The 20089-nt window shown below is 44.2% G+C and carries 17 protein-coding genes; 4 read left to right on the top strand and 13 right to left on the bottom strand.

The genetic code is table 11. The annotated features are described in order from the left end of the window. Positions 1-664: 664 nt before the first annotated feature. A protein-coding gene (locus tag M1D71_RS12670) for an IS1182 family transposase (protein ID WP_458126733.1) occupies positions 665-2025 on the top strand; the annotation gives its coding sequence in 2 pieces (ribosomal slippage) (positions 665-1232 and positions 1232-2025; 1362 coding nt in all). A 128-nt stretch (positions 2026-2153) separates the two neighbouring features. Here M1D71_RS12670 and M1D71_RS12665 read toward each other — a convergent pair. After that, the gene (locus tag M1D71_RS12665) at positions 2154-3611 is read right to left on the bottom strand and encodes an alpha-L-fucosidase (RefSeq protein ID WP_458126732.1); all 1458 of its coding nucleotides are present in this window, start codon (positions 3609-3611) and stop codon (positions 2154-2156) included. Between the two features lie 122 nt (positions 3612-3733). Between M1D71_RS12665 and M1D71_RS12660 the strand changes: the two genes are divergently transcribed. After that, complete coding sequence (locus M1D71_RS12660; protein ID WP_458126731.1) at positions 3734-4567, top strand: AraC family transcriptional regulator; 834 nt, start codon at positions 3734-3736, stop codon at positions 4565-4567. 24 nt (positions 4568-4591) lie between these two features. Here the strand turns inward: M1D71_RS12660 and M1D71_RS12655 are convergent, their stop codons facing one another. From M1D71_RS12655 to M1D71_RS12620, 8 genes are all read right to left on the bottom strand, one after another. Then, on the bottom strand, positions 4592-5944 hold the full coding sequence (locus tag M1D71_RS12655; protein ID WP_458126730.1) for a glycoside hydrolase family 30 protein: 1353 nt from the start codon (positions 5942-5944) through the stop codon (positions 4592-4594). A gap of 22 nt (positions 5945-5966) precedes the next feature. Then, the gene (locus M1D71_RS12650; RefSeq protein ID WP_458126729.1) at positions 5967-7610 is read right to left on the bottom strand and encodes a sugar ABC transporter substrate-binding protein; all 1644 of its coding nucleotides are present in this window, start codon (positions 7608-7610) and stop codon (positions 5967-5969) included. A gap of 37 nt (positions 7611-7647) precedes the next feature. Beyond that, entirely contained in the window at positions 7648-8535 is an 888-nt protein-coding gene (locus M1D71_RS12645; protein WP_076211802.1) for a carbohydrate ABC transporter permease, read from the bottom strand. A 14-nt stretch (positions 8536-8549) separates the two neighbouring features. After that, positions 8550-9539, bottom strand: a complete 990-nt coding sequence (locus M1D71_RS12640; RefSeq protein ID WP_458126728.1) for an ABC transporter permease — start codon at positions 9537-9539, stop codon at positions 8550-8552. Between the two features lie 147 nt (positions 9540-9686). Further along, positions 9687-10721 (bottom strand): LacI family DNA-binding transcriptional regulator, encoded by a 1035-nt coding sequence (locus M1D71_RS12635; RefSeq protein WP_458126727.1) that lies wholly within the window; start codon positions 10719-10721, stop codon positions 9687-9689. Positions 10722-10901: 180 nt separating this feature from the next. Next, on the bottom strand, positions 10902-11246 hold the full coding sequence (locus M1D71_RS12630; RefSeq protein ID WP_458126726.1) for a thioredoxin family protein: 345 nt from the start codon (positions 11244-11246) through the stop codon (positions 10902-10904). A gap of 185 nt (positions 11247-11431) precedes the next feature. Continuing rightward, positions 11432-11725: a DUF3817 domain-containing protein gene (locus M1D71_RS12625; protein ID WP_458126725.1), complete on the bottom strand. Its 294-nt coding sequence runs from the start codon at positions 11723-11725 to the stop codon at positions 11432-11434. 205 nt (positions 11726-11930) lie between these two features. Beyond that, positions 11931-12899: a LacI family DNA-binding transcriptional regulator gene (locus M1D71_RS12620; RefSeq protein WP_458126724.1), complete on the bottom strand. Its 969-nt coding sequence runs from the start codon at positions 12897-12899 to the stop codon at positions 11931-11933. 377 nt (positions 12900-13276) lie between these two features. Here M1D71_RS12620 and M1D71_RS12615 point away from each other — a divergent pair, with 377 nt between their 5' ends. Beyond that, complete coding sequence (locus tag M1D71_RS12615) at positions 13277-14710, top strand: glycoside hydrolase family 1 protein (protein ID WP_458126723.1); 1434 nt, start codon at positions 13277-13279, stop codon at positions 14708-14710. 185 nt (positions 14711-14895) lie between these two features. On the opposite strand, the gene M1D71_RS12610 is transcribed toward M1D71_RS12615, so the two are convergent. The 3 genes from M1D71_RS12610 to M1D71_RS12600 all read right to left on the bottom strand — a co-directional run bounded on the left by M1D71_RS12610 (position 14896) and on the right by M1D71_RS12600 (position 17721). Beyond that, a complete protein-coding gene (locus M1D71_RS12610) occupies positions 14896-15462 on the bottom strand; it encodes a sugar O-acetyltransferase (protein WP_458126722.1) in 567 nt (188 codons plus the stop codon). Between the two features lie 216 nt (positions 15463-15678). Then, positions 15679-16842 (bottom strand): MFS transporter, encoded by a 1164-nt coding sequence (locus M1D71_RS12605; RefSeq protein WP_458126721.1) that lies wholly within the window; start codon positions 16840-16842, stop codon positions 15679-15681. A gap of 126 nt (positions 16843-16968) precedes the next feature. Continuing rightward, entirely contained in the window at positions 16969-17721 is a 753-nt protein-coding gene (locus M1D71_RS12600) for a TrmB family transcriptional regulator (RefSeq protein ID WP_458126720.1), read from the bottom strand. A 206-nt stretch (positions 17722-17927) separates the two neighbouring features. Between M1D71_RS12600 and M1D71_RS12595 the strand changes: the two genes are divergently transcribed. After that, positions 17928-18056, top strand: coding sequence for a DUF4023 family protein (locus tag M1D71_RS12595; protein WP_458126719.1), 129 nt, complete (start codon positions 17928-17930; stop codon positions 18054-18056). A 202-nt stretch (positions 18057-18258) separates the two neighbouring features. On the opposite strand, the gene M1D71_RS12590 is transcribed toward M1D71_RS12595, so the two are convergent. Continuing rightward, positions 18259-19902 (bottom strand): extracellular solute-binding protein, encoded by a 1644-nt coding sequence (locus M1D71_RS12590; protein ID WP_458126718.1) that lies wholly within the window; start codon positions 19900-19902, stop codon positions 18259-18261. Between the last annotated feature and the right edge of the window lie 187 nt (positions 19903-20089).

Here is a 20089-nt window from a genome sequence, read left to right as displayed (position 1 = left end):
TACAGGTCTGGTTAGGGAACAATATGAGTCAGAAAAGATAGCTGGATCAGTCTATGATTTTTCACTTGGAAGTTTAGGAGATTTTGAACGACTTAGGTTAAGACTTGAGAATGAAAGGTTTGGGTGTTTGAGTCATGCAAACGAGTGTGAATGTCTATAAGCATTCATGTGGAAGGGTGATCTGGAGCGTTAGCAGAACGCTTGCTAAGGAGTAGTGAATCAGAATTTCGATCGTGGTTCGAGTGAGTTGGAAAACATTTAAATTACATATACTAGTCAATTAGGAATTTAATTGTATTTTATTGGTATAGTATAGAATCATTATTCGATATATACAAGCACTTTTATTGAAAAATATAGAAAATAAGTCTATTTAATGCTTTTATGTGTCTCATGTCGCTTGTACCCCTAATTGCAATTTTCGCATTCACGCAAATTCAACCATAAAACACGGTTCAAACAGACCAATAGACCCTATATTACTATCACTCCCCTCAGATAATAGTCCACTTATGAAATCACAAACAAAAAAGAACCGGCGCTTTTGCCGGCTCCCAGGCTGTCGAGAAAGTATCGGCAGCCTTTTCATGCCTTTCTAATTCATGACGGCACCGCGTTAGTGTTATATAATATAGGTAACTTTTAAGGATTGGATGGTGTTCGCATGTTGCGTAAAAGTCGAGAGAAACAACAAACCTACGAGTTCGTCTCGATCGAAGATCTGGTTCCAGAAAACCATATGCTACGTAAAATTGATCGATATATCGACTTTTCTTTCATCGATGAAAAAGTACGCCCTTTGTATTGTGAAAACAATGGTCGTCCAGCCATTGACCCAACACTCCTTTTTAAGATGATTTTCCTTGGTTACTTTTATGGTATTCGCTCTGAACGTCAGCTCGAACGCGAAGTCCAGACGAATCTCGCTTACCGCTGGTTTTTGGGACTTGGACTGACGGACAAGGTTCCAGACCATTCGACGATAAGCTGGAACCGTCGGACTCGGTTCAAGGATACGTCGATTTTCCAAGATATTTTCGATGAAATTGTGTTACAGGCAATCTCGCACAAAATGGTGGGCGGGCGTGTGCTCTTCTCCGATTCCACACATATAAAAGCAAGTGCCAACAAACATAAGTACATGAAACAAGAAGTACTGCAAAACACAAAAGACTATGTAAATGAACTAAATGAAGCGGTAGAAGCAGACCGAAAAGCACACGGAAAAAAGCTCTGAAAGAACGAGAGGAGGTGGAAGAAACGAAGGAAGTGAAGGTGAGCACAACCGATCCCGACAGCGGCTACATGGTACGTGACGGTAAGCCGGAAGGTTTTTTCTATCTGGACCACCGCACGGTGGACGGCAAGTACAATGTGATTACCGATGTGTATGTAACGCCAGGAAATGTGCATGATTCCGTGCCGTACCTCACGCGCCTGGATCGACAGTGTGAGCGATTTCGTCTTCCCGTGGAAGCTGTGGCACTAGACGCCGGTTATTTGACCAACCCAATCTGCAAAGGCTTGGAAGAACGCCAGATTTACGGCGTCATTGCACACCGAAGATTCATGCCCGTGAAAGGTTTATTTCCCAAAACAAAATTTAAGTACAATGCCCACTTAAATACCTACACCTGCCCGCAGGACCAAGAGCTACCTTACCGCACCACAGACCGCCAAGGTTACCGACAGTACGCGTCAGATCCAGCGATCTGCCGGATTTGTCCGTTGCTTACCTCCTGCACACGCTCGGCGAACCAGCGAAAAGTGGTGACCCGCCATGTCTGGGAAGACAGCAAAGAAAAAATACGGGAAAACCGTCTGAGCCGCTCGGGCAAGCAGTTGTACCGCAAACGAAAAGAGACGATTGAGCGAAGCTTTGCCGATGCCAAAGAACTGCATGGCTTTCGCTATTTTAGGCTGCGTGGACTCGTGAATGTGACAGAGCAGGCTCTCCTAACCGCTGCCGTACAGAATATGAAGAAGGTAGCGAACCACCTCGACCGGCAGGCCAAGAAGACCTAAACGGCCTTCTTGGCCTGCCGGTCGAGGAAAGTATGTCTACTTGGATAACAAAGAAACCCGACTCTCGAAAGAGAACCGGGTTTCTCGACAATCTGAGAACCGGCGCTTTTGCCGGTTCCTTTTCACATCTAATCCAGTTTAATTTTGAAAACGACAGGTGCAATACTCTTCACATTGGTTGTTGTGATCGTCAGAGCGTCCGCTGTTCTTTCCCATTCCGGTTGTTCCTCGTAGCCAAGTACCTGAATGTCCTGAATGACTCCTTGAAAATGGTGAGAGTTATCCTTCAGGGATTTAATGTGGACCACTCCGTTATCCGGGTATGCAAGTACCGTGGCATACAGATTGCTCTCTTTTACCGTAAACCGTATATCTTCACTCGTGAAAACCTTGGTATCCCCATCCGTGAATTGTCCTTCCTTCACCTTTGTCGGACCTTCGCCATACGTGCGCCAGAATGTTGTATCATAGATCGCTTCGCCATTCACTTCCATCCATTTGCCAATCTTCAGCAAGATATCCCGGTCTTCATCTGGTATGCTGCCATCTGCTTTGGGTCCTATGTTTAGCAGCAGATTGCCATTTTTACTTACAATATCGACGAGATCTCGGATGATCTCTTCGGCCGTTTTGTAGTTGTTGTTTTCCGTGTAACACCATGAGTTTTTAGCGACAGCCGTATCCGTTTGCCAAAAATAAGGCTTGAGATCAGCGAATTGTCCCCGCTCCACATCCGGAACAGCAGAGCCAAACATATAGGCCTCATGTTTATAATTGATGGCTACAGGGATGCCCCATTCTTCGCCTTTGTTATAATAATAGGCAGCGAATTTCTTAAGATAGGGTTTGAACGCAACTGTTTGAACCCACCAATCGAAGTAGAAGACACGCGGCTGATATTGATCCACCAGTTCACAGCAGCGAATCAGCCAGTCTTCCAGATACTCCTCGGTTGGAGGTGAACCATACAGATCATGATGATCCGGTTCCGGCATGGCAGGCCAATAGAAATCTCCACGCTTCAAGGGTTCCTTAATATCTGAATCGAATTCCTTACCGTGAGACATGAAGAACCAATGCTCGGCACGGTGGGACGATACACATAAGGTCAGTCCTTGCTTCTCGTAGGCAGTCTTCATCTCACCAAGAAGATCCCGTTTGGGGCCCATTTCATATGTGTTATAGTGAGAGATAGCGCTCTTGTACATCTGAAAACCATCATGGTGCTCAGCCACGGGCATAACATATCTGGCTCCAGCTTGTTTGAATAGCATTGCCCATTCGTCTGCATCGAACTTCTCTGCACGAAACATCGGAATGAAGTCCTTATATCCAAAGTCCTTATGAGGTCCATACACCGCGAGGTGATGTTCATATGCTTTGGAGCCCTGGATATACATATTACGCGAATACCATTCGCTATCATAAGCTGGGACGGAATATAACCCCCAGTGGATGAAAATGCCAAATTTTGCTTTTTGGTACCATTCAGGAACTTGAAATGCGCTAAGCGAGCTCCAGTTATCCTTAAATTTCCCGTTGGCAATTGTTGCTTCGATCTGTTGTAAATATCCGTTTTTGTCCATGATATGTTCTCATCCCTTCCGTTATCGTCTGCACTTGTATTGTAGTGCTACGGCCCATGGATAGACATGTAGAACACTAACTTTTAGATGGACAATAATAACCTTGTATGGAGATGAGGATCATGAATCACCAAACTTTGCTTACGAATTACCTGTCCAATCTGCAAGTTGATTTATTCATGGTTAATTACAATCGGTGCAACACCGATTGGCGGGATCTGGATTACACGCCCGATTACAGCAAGTTTTACTTCATATGCGAAGGTGAAGGTTGGCTCAAGATTGGGAATGAAGAGTACTACCCTGCGCCTAATCAACTTATTTTAATGCCGGAGGGAATCCAGCAGTCCTACTCAGTGATTAACGATCATCCTTTTCTCAAATACTGGTGTCACTTTAGCGCGAAGGTTGGGGGAATTAATTTATTCCAAATCCTGAAGTTCCCGCACATCTGTACGATAGATCAACCTGAGTTGATTCAGGGGATTTTCAGCAGCATCCTTACATATGCGAAGTCCGATGAAGTCTATGCCCATATGATGGCCAAGAGCAAACTGACCGAGTTACTGTCTCATTACATCATGGGTCTTGACCTTAATCAGATCTCCTTTATTAACGTGCCTGTCATGGAGAAGCTGTCTGCCATTCTGGCTTATATTGACTCCAACATCGAAGAGAATATTTCGGTTCAGGATCTGGCCCAGATCGCCTACATGCATCCGAATTATTTTATTCGATTTTTCAAGCAGCAGATCGGCATTCCACCAATCCTCTACATCACAGGCAAAAAAATCGACAAAGCCAAGGAACTGTTAACCTGCACACCGAACACCATTACAGCCATTGCCGAGAATCTCGGATTCAGTGATTTGTATTATTTCTCCAGACAGTTCAAAAAGCATACAGGGCTCACGCCTACGGAGTTCCGCAGACAAACTACGGTTCGGACTTCGTAGGGCGTAAGCCCTGGTACTCTGTTTTTACGTATTAGGATGAATTAAAATGGACATGGCACCTTTACTCTCCAATTGGAAACATAACAACTCTTCATTTCGAAGTTTAACCTTCACATTGCCTACCTCTTCACCATCGTTGAAGAGGACTAATGCGACGGAACCGTCTATATTTTTGAAAGCCACCGAAAAGATGGAATCATCACTGGACGTTGATTCAATGCGAACAGCCTTTGGACGGATCACAGCACTGAAATGGGCCAAAGTATAATAATCAAGTGTATACGTAAGCTCCTTCGTCTGCTGATTCACTTGCACGATACCACGGCACGTACTTCGGCCAAAACCAGGAACCGTAGGCCCGTTGTTCTCATCCAATGCCATATTCCAAAGTACAAAGGACTTGCTGTAATTGCGAAGAATCTGAATTCCCGTTCGCATTACATTGGAGAAGGCCTGCTCGAATGGCGGAATCCACTCCCCGCCTGAACCTTCAGTGAAATGCACTTCTTTACCTGCAAAAGCTTCATAAACCTTCGTTTGAGCAGATGCATCGCCCCCGTACCAGTGCCAGGCTACGCCGTCCACTTCTTCTCCCGCTTGTTCCAGCACGGTCAGCGGATAGTCCGGTTGATCCCAGTTGTGATCGTAACAGAGAATTTTGGTTTGAATCTTATTTTGCACAAAGGCTGGTTTGAGATGGTTTTTGATAAAGACTGCTTGGGCTTCGGCTGGCATCAACATACCAGGATAGTGCCCCGGTTCATAAAGCGCCTCATTCTGTGGTGTGATGGCATGGATCGGTAATCCATGCTTAGCATAGGCTTGAATGTATTTCACAAAATATTCGGCATACACGGGATACCACTCAGCCTTCAACTGTCCGGTAATCATCGATCCACTCGTTTTCATCCATCCCGGTGCACTCCATGGTGATGCAAACAGTTTCATGTCAGGATTCAATGCCAAAGCCTGTTGCGTTAAAGGAATAACATCCTCTTCATCATGTGAAATGCTGAATTGGGTTAATTCTGCGTCTGTCTGTTGTTCGGGCATATCGTTATAACTGTATACCGTTCTCGCATAGTCCGAAGCGCCCATTGGATTACGGATGACTGACAGCCCGATCCCATGCTCAGGATGGAACAGTCGGGTCATGACCTCATCCCGTTGCTCCTCATTCAAGATTTGGTTGATTAGATAAGCAGATGAATCGGTAAAAGAAGCACCAAATCCGTCCATCTCCTGATACGTTAAGTGATCATCCAAATGGATGGTCGTTGTCTCCTTATTGGCATCCAGTGGTTTCAATTGCTCTTGGGATAGAGATACGAATATATCTTCTTCACCCGTAGATTTGTACATTTTGAAAATCGTCATATGATTTTCCTCCACATTCCTATTATTGAATACCTAATTTTTCTTTGTTCAGTTTCATCTTCTCACTACGCACCTTCACAATCTCTTCCCAACGGTTTTCACCTAAAAATGACTTGTAAGCAGCCAGTGCATTGTCATACGAGGCATCATCCTTGGAACGTACCATACTGACCAGTGTTGTATTCCACTTTGTATTGATCGCTGACAACGCACGAGCTTCAGGTGTACCTTGATCCGGACTAATATTCTCCAGAATAAAGTGTGGTTTCAGCTTGCCTTTGCCCCACTCCTGCATCTGTTTAATGGCTTCCGGAAAAGCATCTGCACTGAGTGCTTTGTGGCGGTCATGACCAAAGAACATAAATTCACCCATCCGATAATCCTTCTTAAATCGATCTGCGTTATTGAGTTGCAGGTCTTTCACCGCTGGCAGCAATTCTACGCTACCGTCGGCTTTGGTTTGGTAGGTTTCCCCCTCGATCCCGTAATTCATAAGCGTCTGGCCTTCTTCACTCAGCAAGTATGTGAATATCTGAATGGCCTTGGCTGGATCTTTACAGTCCTTCGAAATAAAGTTGATCATCCATCCTGTAATCCCGGATTGATTCAATGTCGGTGCATTGCCTTTAGTGCTCTGCGGTCCATCAATGGCGACGTATTCTTTGCCCGGATTGGCGCTCATATAGATCTGCAGGTTCCCTCCTTGTTGAGGTGTACCGTCGAGCAGCAGGGTTGCATATTTACCGGACTTCACTTTTTCTTCAAAAGCCGTGCCATCATCCGCGAAACTGTCATCACTGATATTGCCATCTCTGTATACGGTGTTCAATGTCTTCAACCATGTGAGATAATCTTCATCCAGATTGCGATCATAGAATTCTCCCGATTCGGTCTCCAGCGGAACGCCGATGAAATCTTGCAGCGTATCCCCGAGTGAACCTGTACCTTCACCAATGGAGTTGAACCCAAACGGAATCAGCGCAGGGAACTCTTGCTTAATTCGTTTCATCACACTCTGGAATTCTTCTGGTGTTCCAATGACCGGACTCCCCAAAGCCTCGTACACATCCTTACGAATGATAAATGCCGTTTTGGCAGGAATGTTACCGCTATCATAATCCTTCTGCGTATTGGAATAGTTCGGATAACCATACGTTTTACCATCTGCCAACTGGAACCAGTTCAACGTATCGGCAGCCGCAACTTTATTGAAGTAAGGATCATATTTCTCCGCCAGATCATTCAGCGGCATAGCCCAGGTTGCAGCTTTTTGAACCACCGGAGAATTCGAGTCAAACACAGTCAGCAAGTCAGGCATATCTCCACCGGCGAAAAAGGTATTTAACTTGGTATCATCACCCGTGATAAATTTAATATTGATATTCAGGTCCTCTTTGATTTTCTTGGTAACAATATCCTTGCCAAAGTCGGTGTTCCACCAATCTGCATTGACGTACCAGGTCAGTTCGGTAGCCTCTTCCTTTTTATCCAACTGCCAAGCCGGCTTTTCCGGATCAACCGTATAGCGATCTTCAATGGATACCCAGTTCCCTTCACTGGAGCCCCCCGATCCACCGCTGCAACCTGTAATTATAAGTACGGCTGTGAGCAGTGTTGCGAGCAATTTAATCCCTTTTTTGCCTGATGCCTTGTTCAACTTCAACATGTTTTTGTTCCTCCTCAAAATGGGGTATTTGGTTCTCTTATTCCTTGACCGCACCCAGCATCATTCCAGAGATAAAATATCTCTGAACAATGGGATAGATCAGTACGATAGGTAGTGTCGTAATGACAATGGTGGCTAACTGCACGCCTTTGGTCGTTGTTTCGATAACAGCCGAACCCCCGACATTTTGCATGGATTGTGTCTGGGACTGGACGATAATCTCATACAGCATCATCTGAAGTGGATACAGTGACTGGTCGGTAATATATAACTTGGTCGTCATGAAATCGTTCCATTGCCCTACGCCATTGAATAGCGCAATTGTGGCCATGGCAGGCATGGAGAGCGGAATGAAGATTTTCAGGAAAATGTGCCAATCCCCTGCGCCGTCAATCTTGGCCGATTCTTCCAAAGAATCCGGGACATTTCGGAAGAAATTCATCAGAATCACGACATCATAGAAGCTGAATAACGCCGGGATAATGTACACCCAGAAGCTGTTAAGCAAGCCAAGTGATTTGATTAACAGATACGTCGGGATCATGCCGCCCGAGAAGAACATTGTAATAACACCCATGGCAACGTATAATTTACGGCCTCTTATGTACTTTTTGCTCAGACCATAGCCAACCATGGCACAGAAGAACACATGTGTAACAACGCCAATCGTTGTTTTGGAAACCGATATGAAGAAGGCCTGCCAGATGCCCTGATCGTTGAATACAGCTCTGTAATTCTCCAGCGAGAATTCCGGTGACCAGAAGATGAACCCACCTTCCGCCAGCGCTTTGCCTGAACTAAAGGAAGAGATGATAACATTCCAGAGAGGAACCAGAATAACGACCGTACAGATGATTAGCAATATCATGTTTAAGGTATCAAAGATCCGACTATCGAGATCTTCTTTTGCCACCTTTCCATTCACGCGGGTACCTCCTTCTACAACACAGATTGATTATCGTTTAATTTGCTTGTGATTTTGTTCGCCATGACGAGTAGAATGACAGAGATGATTGAGACGCCCAAGCCAACGGCCGTTGCATATGAAAAGTCACCCTGAGACATCCCCATACGATAGACGTACGAATTGATGACTTCCGCTTTGTCGCGGTTCTGGGAGTTCATGAGAACCAGTGTCTGATCCAGATTCGAGCCCAATAAACCGCTTACAGTTAGAATCAGATTTAAGCTGATGATCGATTTCATGTTGGGTATGGTGATATTCCAGATCTGTCTAAGACGGCTTGCACCATCGATTTTGGCCGCTTCATAATACGTAGGATCAATCTTCGCCATGATTGCCAGATACAGAATTGTTCCCCAACCTGCTTCTTTCCAGATATCCGATAACGTAGCAATCCACCAGTACTTGCCTGCATCCAGCAAGATGTTCTGCGGTTGAGAGATCACTCCCAGGCTAAGTAACAATTGATTAAATAAGCCCGTTGTTGAAAACCAGGTAATCAGCATTCCCCCAAGTACGATCCAGGACAAAAAGTGGGGTAAATATGAAACCGTTTGCACAAATTTCTTGAATCGTCCGCTGTTTAACTCATAGATCATGATCGCGAGAATGATAGGAATCACGAACCCGATCCCCAGTTTCAAAAAACTGATTCCCAGTGTATTCACGACTGCATCCCAGAAGTATTTATCTGACAAAATGATTCTGAAATTATCCAGCCCTACCCAAGGAGCGGTAGCAAGCGTATCAATGACCGTGTAATTTTTGAAGGCAATCGTCAAACCGTAAATCGGGATATAACAGAAAATAATCATAAAAATAATGCCAGGGATAATCATCGATTGAATCTCCCATTGTCTTCGATAATCGACTATGAATTCTTTGATCCGTTGTCCGATGGGTTTCTTTCCATTAGGATTGATCGCATTTTTACCGGTTGATGTCTCTACGGCTAATTTATCCACGTTCTTTTACTCCCCTCCAACTGCTATATTGTATAAAAACGTTTTTATTTTTCGACATAAAAAACCCCCTTGGTATAAGGAATTCAAAAAAAAATTGGGGATAACAGCGATCGGAAGGTTGTTCATCGGAGTGCCAGTGTAAATCTTTCAGTCGAACATATTTGTACGATAATCTTTCCGGTCGATCTTCACATGGCTTGAACCTCTAACCACCAGCTCACCCGCCAATTTCTGTGCAGCCCCTTGTTCGTTCTCCTTGATCATGCCCACCAGTTGATTGATGGCCAGGATACCCTGTCTTGCAATCTGATTTCTTACCGTTGTGAGCGGTGGAGAAAAATACTGTGCGATATCAATATCGTCGAAACCCACGACACTAACGTCTTGAGGCACTTCAAAGCCCTCAGACTTCAACGCATGCATACAGCCAATTGCACTCAAGTCATTCCCTGCAAGGAATGCATCAGGCCGCTTCCCGGGATGCAAATGAAGAAAAGATTTTATAGCACTATATGTACTATCCTCCTCGAAATACCCCTGTATAATGTAATCTTCATCGATTGGAAGCTGGTATTCACGCAGGGCAGCCAGATAGCCATCTCTACGCTGTACACTGTCAAACATCGTATCCACACCCGAAATATACGCAATGTTCTTGTGCCCCAGCCCAATTAAATACTTGGTAGCTTCGTAAGCCGCCACGTACGAGTCAAAAATGACACTTCCCATCGTATCGCTCTGATAGACCCGATCCAGAAATACAGCCTTGATCTTGTCTTTCTCCATGGCGATAATATCTTGCTCATCGATCCGAAGCTCTTCGTAGATAATGACGCCATCCACCCGCCGACCCAGAATATTACTCATAATAACGTGTTTATCCTTGGTCACAAATACATTCAGCCCGTACCCAAGACGATCACATTCACGAGACATCGACTCCACCAGCTTATAGAAATATGGACCCGATACACTTGTGGTAAAAAAGCCCAGCATCTTGGTTTGACCTGACTTCAACAGCTTACCGTTCAGATTGGGCACATAATTCAATCGCTCTGCCACCTTGAGAACATGCGATTTGGTCTCCGGGTTCAAGACATCCACACCATTCAGGGCGTTAGAGACCGTCGATATGGATACGCCAGCTTCCCTTGCTACATCTTTTATTGTTATCTTTGCCATAAGTTTTGTTCCTTTGCTATAAAAACGTTTTTATAATGTTTAAATTATCATAAAACCGTTTTCATGGCAACACTTTAATTTGTGAGTTCATGCATCGCGTCCTTTATGTATAACCATACGTTACTGTAGGCGCAAAAAAACGGCTCACGTATGAGCCGCCGTTCATGAAGCTTTAGATTTCTATTCCCCATCCTGGATATACATGGAGTGAATCTGTTGCAGTTGTTCCTCCAAACGTTCCAAGCGAACAAAGCGATCTGCTCGAATATATTCCTTCTGCTCCACAATCATGATCATTATTGGAACGGTAAAAATAAGAAACTTGGACGCAACCTCTTCCACTTCGTTAGCATTAATGTGACCCAGGTATACCGATGGATAAAATTCCAGCAACGCCGTGATCTTGGGAAGTAAAGCATGACATACACTGCACTCTGGCCGAGATACATACAAAAAAACCAATTCATGTTGTTGAATAGCCGTTTCAACCATTTCTATAGATGTTAACTCATGAATATCTTTCATAGAAGCTCAACCCTTCCGTTATTCGATGCTTGCTCACCTAAACTTTCTCTTACCAAGTATAGCTTATCTGCGTTAGAATAAAATGGAATATATATCCATATAAAACTCGCACAGAACTCAGCAGGCGACCTGTTCGGATATGATCCGTAGTCGGTCGCCTGCTTTAATTTTATTCAATTGGATGTTTACTTCCAATCTCTCTTCCGAAGATAGGATTCGAATACGAAAGTTCCAAAAGGCAATAGACCAGCCAGTCCACCCATCAACCAGCGCGTGATCTTCCACTTTTTGACCACAGCCAAATGCACTAGCGCAATAAGGTACAAAGGAAACAAAATACCATGAATCATGCCCATTACGGCTACAGCGGAAGAGATATCTGCAAAATATTTCAGAGGCATAGCAATAAAAATCAACAGAAGTAATGATACGCCCTCCCATATGCCCGCAATTCTGAATCGGCCTGTCACTGTCTTCATAAAGTCCATTCTCACCTTTCTCGCAGATCGTTTGTGAAATATGTAACTTGTAACATGATACGAAAACTTCACGCCACATCTCTGTACAGATATGTCGTTCTGAAGCACATATTCAGTATAACGTATGACTCGGGATCGAAGATGCTTCAAATTTGAATAATTATTGAATCCCTAACACCTGATTCCCACATCAAGCGTTAGGTTTTCAAGTCGTCTCACGCTCAATCAGCTGATATGTCAGCTGTTCGGTCTGCAACTCCGTTTTACCCAATACGGCCCACAATTGATGAAAAGCCTGAGTAGCCTGCTCCGCAATGGGATTGTGAATGGTCGTGAGTCCGAGAACACGGGAAAGCTCGATATCATCGAACCCAACAATGGCGAGTTGTTCCGGTACCCGAATATTCCTTCTGCGTGCTTCACACAAAATACCGATGGCTGCATAATCATTCGAACATAATACGGCCTGTGGAAGTTCTGGCCCCTCTGCCATTCTTCGCATGGCTTCTTCACCATCTGAGGAGCTAAATACGGAATATTGATACGCTTCAGTCCACACATGCATACCTCTGCTCTTCATGAAAGATTCATAGGCTTCACGGCGGCTCTGGGTATTCAGACTTTCAGCCCTGCCGAATGCATTCGCAATCCGGGTGTATCCTCTAGAAAACAGATGCTCCAGAGCTAACTTATACCCTTCTGCCTGATCCATAGCAACAGACGGAATCTCGTTATTCCCCATTCGCTGCCAGGAGACAATGGGTCCATACTCACGATATGCCTTCAATTTGCGAGGGTTATTGACACATGCAATAATAACCAGCCCATCCACTCGTTTGCTGCGCAGATCTTCGAACGCCTGCAATTCAATCTCCGGATCTCCACGGGATGTATAGATAATCGTTTGAAACCCGAAATCCATAGCTGTATCTATGAATTGATTCATGAATGTAAGAATGATTTCACTCGTGGTTGAAGTCACAATTCCAATCTGCTTCGTCTGCCCTGTAGATAAAGATACTGCATTTCGGTTGGGAATATAATTCAACTGTTTCATAATATCCGTTATGATCTTTCTTGCTTCATCACTAACATGCGGTGAATGATTAATCACGCGTGACACTGTCGCTTTTGAGTAACCGGACCGCTTCATAATTTCATCGAACTTGGACATCGGAGACTCCCTTCTTGCTAACTTACTTAGAATAATAGTATGCATTAAATTGAGGTCAAAAGTAAAACTTGACGTGTAACCCGTTACAACGTTTAAGCTTTTTTTATGTCATATATGAATTATCTTAAAGTGCGTGTTCAAAAAGACCGGTTTTCAGTACCGAGAAGATGGGATGAAGCTAGAAATGGAGTAGCAGAGCGTAGGGAAAACTACGTGAGCAACCGCAATGTTTCCGAAGGAAACATACTTCGTAAGCCCCCACTTATTTCGGCTGAATTCCATATTCGATGCTGATGATGCCGTTAGGCATCCTTTGTAATCAAAAGCGGGCTTTTGAACAACCTCTTAAAATCAATTTGATGAATGGAGCGATACACATGAATAACTCTCAAAATCAAACCTATCAATTCCCGGAAAATTTCCTGTGGGGTGGCGCAATTGCAGCCAATCAGGCTGAAGGTGCATACAATCAAGGCGGCAAAGGGTTATCCACACAGGATGTAGCTCCCAAAGGCATCATGGGTCCAATCACAGAAGAACCGACTGAAGATAACATGAAACTGATCGGTATCGATCTGTATCATCGCTATAAGGAAGATGTGAAACTGTTTGCAGAGATGGGCTTTAAAGTGTTCCGCACTTCCATCGCTTGGTCCCGGATTTTCCCGAAAGGGGACGAGCTGGAACCGAATGAAGAAGGATTGCAGTTCTACGACGATCTGTTTGACGAGTGTCACAAATACGGGATCGAACCACTGGTTACGCTATCCCACTATGAGACGCCCCTTCACCTGTCCAAAGAATACGACGGCTGGGTTAACCGGAAAATGGTCGGATTCTATGAGCGTTATGTAACTGCCGTGTTTAAACGTTATAAGAACAAAGTGAAATACTGGCTTACTTTTAACGAAATTAATTCGATTCTTGAAGCACCATTCATGAGTGGAGGCATCTACACACCGAAAGAGAAGCTTAGCAAGCAAGATCTGTATCAGGCGATCCATCATGAGTTTGTAGCCAGTGCTTCTGCCGTGAAGCTCTGTCATGATATTATTCCTACGGCACAGATTGGTTGTATGATGCTCAGTATGCCTACCTACCCGCTGACACCGAATCCAGACGATATGATCAAAGTCATGGAATTCGAGCATAGCAACTATTTCTTCGGTGATGTGCACGTAAGAGGTCGCTATCCTGGATATATGAAACGTTATTTCCGTGAAAATGGGATCGAGATTCAGATGGAAGCTGGCGACGAAGAAATGCTGCTGAATACAGTGGACTTCATCTCCTTCAGTTATTACATGAGTATCTGTCAGACGGCAGATCCGGACAAACAAGTCACAGGTGAAGGTAACCTGCTTGGTGGTGTGCCTAACCCTTATCTGCCAGCAAGTGAATGGGGATGGCAGATCGACCCGCAAGGCTTGCGTTATGTCCTCAACATGTTCTATGACCGTTATCAGAAACCATTGTTTATTGTAGAGAATGGCCTGGGAGCTGTTGACGAGTTGATCACGGGTGCTGACGGCGAGAAAACAGTTGAAGATGACTACCGAATCCAGTATCTGAATGATCATCTGGTTCAGGTTGGCGAAGCCATTGAAGATGGCGTGGAAATTATGGGGTATACCTCATGGGGTTGTATCGATGTCGTCAGTGCGTCTTCTGCCCAGTTGAAAAAACGTTATGGTTATATCTATGTTGACCGTCATGATGATGGATCAGGCACACTCGAACGCTACCGTAAAAAATCCTTCCATTGGTACAAAGAAGTGATCGGCAGTAACGGAAAAAGCTTGAAACGTTAAGATTTTTTAATTCGCATGTTGCAGAAACATCCCTACTATCCTCCAGACAAGTCACATGAAAAAGTGTCGGTTATACGATACCTTGGCATGTTTTCTGTCTGGGGGATTTTATTTTTTTATAAAAAACACCCGATGATACACATCGGGCATTCTCATTGGCTACTATCATCTGTCTATTCACAAAATCAAAGCTCAATCTCTCTAATGACTCTAGCAGGGTTGCCGCCCACGATCATATTATCCGGAACATCCTTCGTAACTACCGACCCAGAAGCAATGACCACGTTGTCTCCAATGGTAACCCCCGGATTAATAACTGCTCTACCACCAATCCATACATTATTTCCAATCGTGACTGGCTTGCCATATTCTGCACCCGTATTACGTTCATGCGGATGTAATGGATGAGAAGCCGTATAGATATGTACATCTGGCCCCATTAAGCAATGGTCACCAATACGAACTTCACACACATCTAATATTGTACAGTTAAAATTGGTATAAAAATGATTGCCTACATGAATGTTATATCCATAATCCACATGAATATTAGGTTCCATGCTCAAGTGTTCACCTGTAGATCCCAACAATTCCTTCAATAACTTGGTGCGAAGCTCGCCGTCAGTTTCCGTCGTTTGATTAAATGTCCGCGTCATTCTTCTTGCATACTCTCTGTCCTGGGACAATTCCAGATCCGAAGCCATGTACAGCTCGCCATCCAGCATTTTTTGTTTTTCCGTCTTCGTAGTCATGGTCACACTCCTTTGGTACACATCATGTATTCAACAACATTAGATAATACTTTTTAAAACTATTTTAATTATATAGAATACCATGAATAAAACAAGTCTTCCTCTATATGAAAATGGAATATTGTACTCTCGCGTATTCTAACGAAACAGCAAAAAACCTCTACACCCCATTCGATTATGGAAATGCAGAGGTTCAAGCTTTTGTACGTATTTATTCTAAGCGACCGCCTGAACAGTTTTGTCCTTGATGCTAATCGCATAGATGGCAGACACCAAACCAAGCAGAATCAGAACAGAACCAACCCATCCGGTATTCAGTATCGATGAATGATCAATCACCATGCCACCGATATAGGTGCCCAGTGCAATACCTGCATGTGCAATTCCTGAATTGGTACTGATTAGCGTTTCGGCTGTTTCCGGCGAAGTTTTGATAATGAGACTATTCTGAACGGGTGTAACCGTCCAGCTCAATGCACTCCAGATGCTTAACAATAGCAAGAAGGCGATCAAAGGTAATCCTACGCTGAACGGAATGACAGCCATACTCACAATAAAAGGAATCAGCACAATAACAATAGCTTTAGCAGGGTGCAGACGATCGGATAACATGCCCCCGATGCCTCCCCCTGCGACAGCGGCAATCCCAAACATCATATAGATAAACGTAACCATCGTGGCACTGGCACCCAGCGTTTCTTGCAGGAATGGCGTGAAATACGCATATAAAGTCAAGTGACCCGCCAGCACAAGCAAAGTCGTAGCATGGATCGCCAACATTTTCGGATTCCACAGAGCCGTAAGCTGTTTCTTCAGGGATACAGCAGGAATAGGCTGCACACGATCCATTGCAATCCAGATGGCTACCATAACTACTGCTGTCAGAATGGCGATCAACATAAACACCTCACGCCAGCCTGCCAAGTTGCCTACAAAGATGCCCAGAGGTACACCCAGGATAAGCGATGCACTGCCTCCCATGGTAATGATCCCCACGGCGCGTCCTTTATATTGTGGTTCCACAATACGCGCTGCAAGGGTTAGAGAGAGTATAAAAATAAGTGAGCCCGTCGCGGCTCCAAGTGCTCTGCCCGCCATCAACATGTAGAAGCTGGTACTGAATGCAGAGATCAGGTTACTGATTAAAAATACAAATAGCGTACACATATATACCTTTTTACGTTCAAATCTGGCTGTCATATTTAATAAAATCGGCGCAGATAACGCATAGACAAGTGAGAAAATAGAGATTAAGTACCCGGCCTTCGCCAGGGAAAGATGAAGATCCGTAGCAATCAGGTCCAGAATTCCGCCCAAGATCAGCTCAACGGTTCCGACCACAAATGCTGCGATAGCAAGCACATATACTTTCTTATTCATGTTGTATCCTCCTCAAAAAGTTACAACTACGATAGTAACCTATAAAAATGAAAGTTTCAACACTTATTTTCATAATCGTTTTCATACGAAGAGATAACAAAAAAACTATTCTCCGAGAGAATAGTTTTAATAGATCAACCTGGTAAGCAGTCGCTCGATCTCCGCATCCTGTAACAGTTGGTCACCGTATTTTTTGGTAATTTGAGTAAGGGCAACATCATGGTAGAAATAATCGGTCATCGCTTTGACGATCGGTTTGGACATCGTCTTGATCGCTCTCCAGGAATCATGCTCTACACCGGCAAACAGCAGATAGGCATGATCCACAATGAGCAGCTGTGAAGGTTCTGGCGCGTCGAGCAATGGAATCAACGAGTATTTCCGGCTTAAGGATGTCTCCATTCCCCCAACGGCAAGCACTTCAACGTACACGCCCTGCTTTTCCTTCTGCTCCAGCAGTTCACGATATTTTTCCATTCGTTCATTCCAGGCCAGAAAAAGAATCGATGAGTCTGCTTCCTCGATAAGCTGTTCAATATTCGATGCGATAGATGATTCATCTTTTAACGTCCAGATATGCTCGTCCGTGAATGTACGTTTGATTTTGTAACGCTTCAGTTCCTCAATATCTTTCTCGAAATCTGCCTTAATCTTATGAATAATGGACTGAAGATCAACGGCCATATATAATTTTTTCTTCCCATCCATCGTTGTTAGCACCGTTCCCTTGTCGATTAGCCGGTTGAGCACTTCATAGATCTTGGCTTTGGGGACGTTGGAGTGATTAACAATGGATGTGGCATCAAGCGGTTCATCCTGTGCAAATATAGCTTCATAGACCTGACTCTCATATTGGGTAAAACCGAATTTCTGCAACATGTCTGGATAGGCCCATCCCTTCTTATTATGTCTGGTCTATCTAGTTTAGACGGCTATACTGCCCATGTCTAGTATGTCCCAATTGATCTTGGTGAAAGTCGTATCGCAATAAGCCTTAGCGATGTACCTCAAATAAAATTACTTTTCAATGGTTATATTAAGAATCGGAATACACATTTCCCTTATGAAAGGAGTTGTAGGAACAGATGGAGAGTACTCAAGATTTTGTGAAAAAAGTCAACGAAAATGCGGAAAAAGCACGCCATAACAAAAACAATGGTAAAGGAACTCCGGCGGACAAGTTACCATCGAAGCAGCATTCCACGAATAAGTAGGGTCTATTTATTAAACAGCATGTCTATGGTCTAGCACATTTTCATCCTTTTTTATCTTCTATTAAGAACCTTAATAGAAAAGAGATGATTAGGATGGCTTGTGTCAATACGCAGATAGTCAGAATCAAAAATGGTGCCTCTCCTTAGGGGAGCGCACCATTTTCTATTTTTTTATTCTTCGATCATATGATATTCAACCATTTTATTGGTTAGCTGCGATGGTATCGTTCACTTCTTGTGTGATCTGATCCCCGCCAAGTTTCTTCCAATTGGCTACAAAGTTATCGAACTCGTCAATCGACAAGTTACCATAAATGATTTTCAGAAACGTCTCGGCTCTCAGTTTATCGAGTGTTGCCTGTTTGGTATTCATCGTTCTCGTTGGTGCATAGATGAATTCATTCATGACAATCAGGTCATTATCCCGATAATATTTAATCACACCTTGTGAACTCTCTGGGCCAAAGATACGCTCCATATGCCACTTATCGAGATTCCCATTCCGATAATCCATAATATCGTCATAGAACAGCTTCGCTTCCAGTTCCAATCCGGAGGTATCTCCTGTTTTGAGCGCCTGCTCTACTTCATCCTGTGCTTTCACATTTTTGTTAGCAGGCAGATTCCAGACTGTCGCATTATGAAAACCAAGACCCGTCAGTCCATTCAAATAAGCAGCCCGTTCTTCCTTGGCAGACTCACCGAACATTTTTTCAGCCTGGAAATTAAGCAACTTGATTAACGCTTCCGGATGCTCGTAGCCTTTGCGGACGGCAAATATACCGCCCAGACTAAGATGATTCTGTGTTTTGGCTGGCTGATCATCAATCGATTGAACCGGGTAAGCCATCCAGTCGATGTTCTTGTCTTTTTTAATCATGCTACTAACCTGAAAAGGTGCCCATTGTGGCAGGAAGAACATGCCAGACTTGCCTGCATTCACATCCTCCATCATTTTAGCAAAATCCTTAACCCCAAACTCGGGATCCAGCACACCCTTCTGATACAGAGTCTGAAGCTCACGCAACCCTTCTTTCACTTCCGGTTGGATCGTTCCATTCACGACTTGACCTGAAGCATCCTTAATCCAGGTTTCGAGATAACCATGATAGCCGAGCAAGAACGCGTTTATAGGCAAATCCTTGTTTAAGGCAATCCCGTATGTGTCATCTTTGCCATTTCCGTCTGGATCTTCGAAGGTAAAGGCTTCTGCAATCTGGATAACATCCTGCATGAATTTGGGTGCCTCAAGACCAACCTTTTTCAGCCAATCCTGACGAATCCAGATCATATCCGAGGAATCCAGTGAGCCTGGGAAGCTCACCATGGCGTATATTTTCCCATCCTTCGTTACTGGCTTCAAACCTGCTCCATCTTCAGCGGACATGAACTCCTTCACCAGTTCGGATGCGTACTTGTCATATACTTCGGTCAGATCCTCCAGCATTCCCGCTTCATGAAGTTGTTCGAATTGGACTGCGCTCACTTTCAGTACATCCGGCAGATCACCACTCGCCAGCGTGACATTCATCTTATCGTTATAATTGGCATCCGGAACTATCCACTCGTACGTTACATCAATACCGAGTTCATCCTTGTACCCTCTGGTCCAGATGTTGTTGGCGTGTGTATCCCCTTGGGCGAGCGATTCTTTCCCCGTTTCATTCATGGTGGAAGTCAATTTAATGGGTGGGTCATATTTCGTAAGTGGTCCTCCCGCATCCTGCTGTATGTTCGGCGCAGTTTCATTCTCGGCACTTCCCGCACCCGACGAACAGGCAGCAAGCGTGGTGGCCAGCACCATGGTTAATGTTAACAATGAGAACTTCTTGAATGATATATTCATGCGAATCCCCCTTTTTTCTCCTCCCGTGAGGTATATAAGATGAACTTTAAATATTAAACATCCACTCCGATAGCAGAATAACCTTCCGATCACTGTTATCCCCAGATTTCCTTTTCCCCTTTTTCCAAGGGAGAAATCTGTTTATAAAGGTGAGTTTATGCTTACGAAGTAGCTTTCCACGGAAAGC

The organism is Paenibacillus sp. Z3-2 (assembly GCF_054161325.1).
The sequence above is the reverse complement of the archived record's forward strand: the minus strand, read 5'-3'. Positions and strand labels throughout refer to the sequence as shown.